This is a genomic window from Candidatus Nitrosopumilus sp. (assembly GCF_040878665.1).
In the GTDB taxonomy this organism is placed as follows: domain Archaea; phylum Thermoproteota; class Nitrososphaeria; order Nitrososphaerales; family Nitrosopumilaceae; genus Nitrosopumilus.
In genome coordinates this window covers 259,552-266,540 of the sequence record NZ_JBBDLU010000008.1, presented here as the reverse complement: position 1 = coordinate 266,540, position 6,989 = coordinate 259,552, and the positions used below count along the sequence as shown (strand labels likewise).

The following is a 6,989-nucleotide window of genomic DNA, read 5'->3' as shown; positions in this document are numbered from 1 at the left end:
TGGTTCCATTGATGATAACTCATTTGTTCAAGGAATACAATATCTGATAAAAGAAGGAATCATGAAGGTCAAGTCATAGATTTTTAAAGTAATTTTGTTAATGATAGTATATGAAAGACATCAACGATATCATGCCTAAAATACCAAACATGAGATGGGGAGCTTTAATGAACAAAGCACCTACAAATGATAAAGTTGAAGAGATGAATAAAATTTTTCCAAGTAACGGTAAATGGCATACTGTTTTTGAAGAAACAGATAGAATTACAGTAGATGGAAAAGAAATCCATAAAAAAGATCCAAACAAGTGGACCTAGCTTGAAAAATTTATTTCTAATTGTATTCGTAATATTTTCTTGCCTATTGTTTATTGGATTTGAAACTGTTTATGGTCACGGTGTAGGAAGTGAAACTTTTCCTCCTGTTGAATTAAATGGAAAACTTGTTACCTTAGAGGTCTCATCTTCCAAAAGTGATCCTAAAACAAATGATGATCAACAAATCTCTTTATCATTAATTGATTTTAATTCAAAAATTACTTTAAGAGACGTTACTTTTTTAGTAAAATCTCATCGTGGTGAACAGTTTCTTTTTGAGCAAGAATTCAAAGCAGATAATGGATTCCTAGTTTTTAACTTTGTATCCGAAGAGACTAACTCTATAGTTATAAAAGAGAATAATGATAATGATTTTTTTCGTTCTTTATTGGGGCTTGAAAGCAGAATGATTAACGTAAAAGGGCCTAGACTCAGTGAAGGCGGGTTATACAAATTAGATGTGACTGTACTAACAGTCGAAGGATATTCTAAAAAACTGGATATGCCTCCAGTTTTCAACGCAGGAATTTCCATTGCACAAACAAGCAGACATGATCTTGTTGATCCAAATTTTGGGGAACAAAATATCCATGTTATAACATACTATGATGAAATTTCAAATTTTCAATATGATCCTAATTCCAGAGAAATCAGTTTTTTTATGCCCTTTGATTGGAGTCAATCAAACATCAACCAAACATCAGTTGTTCATGAAGAACTAGTAATTCCAAAAAAATTTGGTGATTTACTAGTTTCTGGGTTTACGATGTATATCAATGGAATACCACTATCACAAGATATTGTAAATATTGATGATTTTTTCGGTGATGATAGAACTGTTCATTTCATAATATATCAAAAAGAATTACAGAACATTTTTGAAAATTCTTCTAATCAAAATGGTATGAATTTTGTTGTCAAACCAGATCATGATTATACTCATTTAAGTTCTGTAACTGACAATGGACAGTTTAGAATCTTTGTATCATGGGAGCCTGAAAATTTAAAATCAGATTCAAATGCAAAAATATCTTTTGATGTGACAGATATTTTTCTAAAAAACAAACCAGTTGCAACAAATTATGAATTCTCCATTACTCAAAATGATAGAGTTATTTTTGAACAAAATGGAATTAGTTCTGATATAAAGGGAATACATAATATTGTAGAATTTATAATTCCTAATGATGTTTCTGGCATTGTAAATCTTAATTTTAAAAATTTAGATAATAACCATCTTGCAAAGACAACAATTCCAATTGTCATTAACAGAATAATCAATGAAGATGAAATTTTAATTCCTAGTTGGATTAAAAACAACGCAGGTTGGTGGTCAGATGGCTTCATTGATGATAACTCATTTGTTCAAGGAATTGAATACATGATTAAAAATAAAATCATTACAATTCCACAAACTCAACAGAAATCAACAGAATCTACAGAAATTCCAACATGGATTAAAAACAACGCAGGTTGGTGGTCAGATGGTTCCATTGATGATAACTCATTTGTTCAAGGGTTGGAATTTTTAATTCAAAACGGAATAATTCGCATTTGATCGGGCATCTGTTCGATAAATGAACCAGTCTCTTTAAATTTCAAAAAATCATAATTTTGATCACTTTGTTTAGGCCTGAAAGACTAGTTGAGAAAAAATCGACACTATTTTCGGTTGTGGTTACTGGTGTGGTAGCAATTCTGGCATTACCGATCATAATCCCACATCTTTTCCATGGATATCATCTTGTACACATTTTCTTGCATGTTGGTGGAATTGCACTTGCAGTCTTTATTTCAGCACTGGCAATATTTGCTTATTATAGATTAAGAACTAAACGTCTTTTGCTAAGTGCTGTAGCATTCACCAACTTTATTGCAGCTGAAATTGTTTTACTTGTTGATGCGACATGGCCAACTATATTTAGTATTGGTGACTTGTCATTTCCAGAACTTGGGCATTTATTGACTTTTATTACTCTAGGACTATTGGCATTAGGTGTGTTTAGAAATGACTGATAGAGATTTGTATTTACAACAAATCATTGAAGAAAATCCAGGAATTCAGTTCCGAGAAATCATGCGTTCATCTGGATTAAAGAATGGTGTACTGAGTCATTATTTAGGAAAGTTAGAAAAAACTGGAACCATCAAAGTTATTCGTGGTCCACGACAAGTAAGATTCTACTCTCCCCAAATTACTGAAGATGAATCTATTGTAATTAAAGCACTACGAAAACAAACTCCACGTGATTTGTTACTTGCATTAATAGAAAATGATGGATTAGAATTCTCTCAATTAGTTAATACAGTCAGAAAATCCCCATCTACTGTTTCAATTTATCTTTCACAAATCATAGATGATGGTCTAGTTGAGATGAAATTTGTTCAACTCAAAAAGCGATATTATATTAAAGCAAGAGATCTTATAGATAAATTAGTTGAAGACTATAGACCAGGTTCACTTGAGAAACCAACATCTGGATTCGAAGACATTATCAATTCATTCTAATTTAGTTTTTTTTACTTTATCAATAGTTTTATTCTCTATCTTTATTTTATTACCTATTGATACTTTTGCTGATGTTTTAATTCCATCTAATGAATACATTGGTTACTATGATGCTAATGATGTGTATACAGTTGGCGGTAACGTAAAAAACCAAAATGATTTTGCTGTACTTCCAATCATTTCTGTATCTGTTATAGATGGAACAAATACTGTTACCAAAACACTATCGCATGTGCCTATTCCTGCTATGACTGATATTCCATTTAAGATGAAATTTCCAGAAATCAAAAATGATAAACCAATTTTGTTGGAAGCCGATTTAAAATATCTAGTTACTGAAAAACCTTCAACATCCCTAGAAATTGTTTATGATAAAACTTTGATTACACATGATGATGGTCATGTTACTGGTAGAATAAAAAATTCTGGAAACCAAACCGTATTCTATCCTAAAATTTTTGCCATAGTTCATGGACATAATAGTGTATTAGATATTGTACAAAATATTGAATTCATTGAAAAAATTGAACCAGGGCAAATTTTAGGTTTTTCAATGTATCCTGATCCAGCAATAACTGATGATGTCTTTTACTATAGTTGTTTTGCACCAGTTGATACTACCGTAATTCCTGTTACTGCAAAAAAGAATGATGGACTCTTTGATTTCAGATATGATTCAGGTGCATGGTATTCTGCAGCTAAATTTAATGAAGAAGGAACCACTCTTACTATGCGTGGATATAACAGCTATCCCCTTGAAACATATGCAAATTTTGAATTTCCTCCTATCTCTGGAACTGAAAAATTCAGTGTAACACTAAATGATGAACCTGTAGAATTTATTCAAAGTATTGATGAGATGGGATTTTGGCATGTAGCGTTTCTCGTAGAGCCAACCTCACAAGGAGTCTTGAAAATTTCAGGTTTTGAGAAAGGATTACCACCTGAATTACCAAAAATTCCGCAATGGATTAAGGTCAATGCAGAATGGTGGACAACAAACCAAATTTCAGATTCAGACTTTCTTGAAGGAATAGATTTTTTGTTTGAAAAACAAATCATCTCTGTTCCTGAACGCGATGTAATTTCTGAATCTCAGTGGAAAATTCCGCAATGGGTAAAAATCTCTACAGAATGGTGGACAACAAACCAAATTTCAGATGATGAGTTTCTAAATATGATTGAAAGTCTTGTTAAACAGAATATAATGATAGTTTAATTTTTCTAAATTTCTAAATCATTGTAAACATAAATTATTATGTAATAAATGACTAGTTAGTAATAATTATGTGAGAAACTGGAGAGCAGTCTTATACCTGCTCCTTTTTCTTTAATGAAATTTTAATAGAAGAAATTTATAATAATAAAATCTTGAAAATTTTAGACACGATAATTATTATTTGTGTTGTTTTTTTATTCGCGCCTATACCAAATGTATTTGGACATGGCTTAGGTGGAGAAGTCTTACCTCCAGTATTAATTGGAAATAAACAAGCTTCCCTCTCAATTAACATAACACCATCAGTTTACGATGATAACTCTGAAAAATTTATCTCACTTAGACTCTCTGACTCAAACAGTGATGCAATTATTGAGCATGTTACATTTGAATTTGAATTAAAAAAAGATGGTAAACAAATTTTCAAAGATGTCTTTCATGATGAATTAGGTAATCTTAACATCAAAACAATCACTGACAATTCTAATAATGTTACAATTGAAGGAATCAAAGAACCAATTCTAAACGGTTGGATGAAAAATGATTCCAATTCATTAATTCTTAGAGGCCCTATCTTTACTTCTGGAGGATTATACGAATACACTGTTAAAATCCTATCAATTAATTCTGATGATAATATATTAAACGACAAAATAATCTTAAATGGTGCAATCAGTATTGCACAAACAAATTTTTTCAAAATAAGTAATTCTATAAATGAAGAAAAATTACTTCAAGTAATATCTTATTTTGATTCTATTCATAACTTTAATTTCAAATCAAATACAATAGAATTCTCAATGCCTTTTGATTGGACTCAAGATCTTGAGCAACTAAGTGTAGTTCATCAAGAGATTAGAATACCGAATACTTTTGGAGATTTTCTTTTTACAAGTTATGATTCAACTGTCAATGGCATTTTGTTACCCGATGACTCTGTAACAATTGATGATTATTCATTTGAAGACAGAACAATTCACATAGTCGTTAGTCAGGATTTGATAAAACAAATTCGTAATGAGGCTATGCAAATATCTAATACTCAAATGAATTTTCAACTCAAACCAAGTGAAAATGTCAAATTCCCTCTAGAATTTACAACTCCAGACTTGAGATACAAGGTATTCTTGTCTTGGAAGCCTAAAACAATTCATGCAGAAGATGAAATCACCTTTTTTATTGTTTTAGAGGAACTTTTTTCTGATAAATCAAAAAAATTAGTTGAATACGATTTGTCAATAATTCAGAAAAATTCTGAAATATTCTCAAAACATTTGGTAGGAAATGTAAATTCTGAAAAACCCAATTCACACACAATTATGTTCAATGATAATCAAACAGGAACTGCAAACTTTGTTTTATCTAATATTAATGGAAACTCATTATCAAAAGGTAATTTTATTTTAGTTATTAAATCAAATAACATTCTTCAAAATGAAACATCAGTAATTCCTAGTTGGATAAAAAGTAGTGCTGCACAATGGATAACTAATCAAGTTCCTGATTTTGAATTCTTGAAAAATATTACATTTCTATTTGACCAAGGAATTATCTCTGTTGAAGATAAACAACATGTCATAGAATCTGAATGGCAAATTCCATCCTGGTTTAAAATAACTACTACTTGGTGGTATGAAGAAAAAATATCTGATGATGAATTTTTATACTCTATTGAAAATCTCGTCAAACGAAAAATTATCCTAGTGTAATTTCAAGAAATTCATATTTCCTAGAATTGCTTCTATATTTGTACCAGAATTATTAATTGAAATAAATACAAATTATAAATTATGAACAAGTTTTTGGTGCTTTTACTAGTATTTGTTTTAGCAACAGGATTAGTTGGAAGTGCATCTGCCCACAAAGCCCTGATAATAGGAGATTACAAGGTGGATGTAGGCTGGAAAAAAGAACCACCGTTTGCAAATGAGCCAAACGCAGTAGAAATTGAAATTAGTATAGCAAGTAATTTTGATAAACAAAGAGATGACATAATACCTTTACAATTACCTTTTCCATCTAGCGAGAGTGATATTACAGGTATTGCAAATGATCTAGAAGTAGATATTGTAATTGGAAAAGGCGAAAAATCATTTTTGTCATTGATAGAAGATCCTAAAATCCCTGGTACGTATTATGGTAACTATACACCACAAGAATCTGGAACTACAAAAATTCATATCTACGGAAAAATTCAGGGTTCTGAATTTGAAGCGACTTTTCATCCTGAAAAAGTGATTCAAAATATCAAAACGGAACAAATTGTAATTCCAGATTGGATTCGCAACAATGCAAAATGGTGGTCTGAGGAAATGATAGAGAATTCAGATTTTGTCTCAGGAATTGAATATCTTGTTAAAAATCATATTCTTGATGTTCCTGTAGTACAACAAGAAATAACTGAAACAAAAGAAATTCCATCTTGGATTAAAAATAACGCAGGTTGGTGGGCAGACAGATTAATCTCAGATGAAGAATTTGTTAAAGGAATACAATACATGATAACAAATGGCATAATTGTTGTTTAAGTTTTAGACTTAAAAAATAAAAAAGAATTAGAAATGGGTAACTACCCCAAGTCCCATTAATCTTTGTCCAAGTTCACTACTCACACATATTGAAGAGTCTTCATGAACTTTCATGAAAAGTTTCAATCCTTCTTTGCATTGTACTTCACTTGGTTTAATTCCATTATTGATCTGCTTTAATGGAGGAAGAATACTGATGGATTCAACTTCTTCAGGATGCATATCTAATTCTACTTTAGAATCATTTATCATTCCAGATAGATGAACTACTGGAAATCCTGTAGAGTGTGGAATAAATTCACCATGATACATACCACTAATTTCAGTTTCTACCATATCTAGCATACTGGTTTTTCCATCTAATGTGATGGTTACGTTGATTGTATCATCAAGTCCAGATATTCCCCCTTCATCAT

The 6,989-nt window shown here is 30.8% G+C and carries 7 protein-coding genes and 1 pseudogene; 7 read left to right on the top strand and 1 reads right to left on the bottom strand.

What is annotated here, in order from left to right:
* The first annotated feature begins 110 nt into the window (after window positions 1–110).
* From WDZ98_RS09550 to WDZ98_RS09520, 7 genes are all read left to right on the top strand, one after another.
* Window positions 111–317, top strand: a complete 207-nt coding sequence (locus WDZ98_RS09550) for a hypothetical protein (protein ID WP_368060161.1) — start codon at window positions 111–113, stop codon at window positions 315–317.
* Complete coding sequence (locus WDZ98_RS09545; RefSeq protein WP_368060163.1) at window positions 274–1,875, top strand: peptidase; 1,602 nt, start codon at window positions 274–276, stop codon at window positions 1,873–1,875. The genes WDZ98_RS09550 and WDZ98_RS09545 overlap by 44 nt, the downstream gene beginning before the upstream one ends.
* A gap of 128 nt (window positions 1,876–2,003) precedes the next feature.
* Window positions 2,004–2,333: a hypothetical protein gene (locus WDZ98_RS09540; RefSeq protein ID WP_368060165.1), complete on the top strand. Its 330-nt coding sequence runs from the start codon at window positions 2,004–2,006 to the stop codon at window positions 2,331–2,333.
* Window positions 2,326–2,826: a winged helix-turn-helix transcriptional regulator gene (locus WDZ98_RS09535; protein ID WP_368060167.1), complete on the top strand. Its 501-nt coding sequence runs from the start codon at window positions 2,326–2,328 to the stop codon at window positions 2,824–2,826. The genes WDZ98_RS09540 and WDZ98_RS09535 overlap by 8 nt, the downstream gene beginning before the upstream one ends.
* Window positions 2,756–4,045, top strand: coding sequence for a peptidase (locus WDZ98_RS09530; RefSeq protein ID WP_368060169.1), 1,290 nt, complete (start codon window positions 2,756–2,758; stop codon window positions 4,043–4,045). The genes WDZ98_RS09535 and WDZ98_RS09530 overlap by 71 nt, the downstream gene beginning before the upstream one ends.
* Before the next feature lie 152 nt (window positions 4,046–4,197).
* Window positions 4,198–5,754: a peptidase gene (locus WDZ98_RS09525; protein ID WP_368060171.1), complete on the top strand. Its 1,557-nt coding sequence runs from the start codon at window positions 4,198–4,200 to the stop codon at window positions 5,752–5,754.
* Window positions 5,755–5,835: 81 nt separating this feature from the next.
* The gene (locus tag WDZ98_RS09520) at window positions 5,836–6,573 is read left to right on the top strand and encodes a peptidase (RefSeq protein ID WP_368060173.1); all 738 of its coding nucleotides are present in this window, start codon (window positions 5,836–5,838) and stop codon (window positions 6,571–6,573) included.
* A 27-nt stretch (window positions 6,574–6,600) separates the two neighbouring features.
* On the opposite strand, the pseudogene WDZ98_RS09515 reads toward WDZ98_RS09520, so the two are convergent.
* Window positions 6,601–6,989 (bottom strand): annotated as a pseudogene (locus tag WDZ98_RS09515) (hypothetical protein); the annotation flags it as partial.